We start from the raw sequence: 792 nt of genomic DNA on the forward strand, positions 1-792 counted from the left end.
ACGCCGCGGTAAGAGCGGCCGAGTCGGGCCGCCGGTCCACGACGACCTGGTCCGCCGCGAGTTCACCGCGACCGCCAGTCTCGACCAGTTGTGGTTTGCCGATATCACCGAACATTTAACTGGGGAAGGAAAACTGTACTGCTGCGCGGTCAAAGACGCCTGTTCCGGGCGGATCGTCGGCTACTCGATCGATGCCCGCATGACCTCTGACCTGGCGGTACGGGCAGTCGACAATGCTGTCGCCCGCCGCGGCCGGGTGGCTGGTTGTGTGTTCCACACCGACCGCGGGTCGCAATTTCGCTCCTGGAAACTGCAGCACACACTTCGCCGTCACGGGCTGGTCGGGTCGATGGGGCGGGTCGGCGCCGCCGGCGACAACGCCGCGATGGAGAGCTTCTTCGCGCTGCTGCAGAAAAACGTCCTCGATCGCCGACGCTTCGCCACCCGGCAGGAGCTACGGACGGCGATCGTGACCTGGATCGAACGCACCTACCACCGCCGCCGCCGACAAGCCCGTCTCGCAGGCTTGACCCCCATCGAGTTCGAAACCATTATCAGCCCCGCCGCACTCTCCGCGGCATGACACCCTGACTGTCACCTATCCCTGCAGCAGACCCGACCGTTGAGATGGTGACTGCTGATCTGCGTGAGGTCGCCGTCGTCCTGGACGGCGCGTACGGCGACGGCGCCACCGTCACCGAGGTCCGCCAGCAGATGTCAACGGCGGGTTGGGAGTAACCCCGTAACGACGGATTGGGACTGACCCCCTTGTCGGGTGTTCAGTCGTTGCTG

At 65.3% G+C, this 792-nt stretch carries 1 protein-coding gene; it reads left to right on the forward strand.

Annotated features, from left to right (window positions below):
• Positions 1-583, forward strand: a 583-nt coding sequence (locus FVA95_RS29080; protein ID WP_149666925.1) for an IS3 family transposase, incomplete at its 5' end; no start/stop codon positions are given.
• Between the last annotated feature and the right edge of the window lie 209 nt (positions 584-792).

Source organism: Pseudonocardia sp. EV170527-09, assembly GCF_008369905.1.
GTDB lineage: Bacteria > Actinomycetota > Actinomycetes > Mycobacteriales > Pseudonocardiaceae > Pseudonocardia.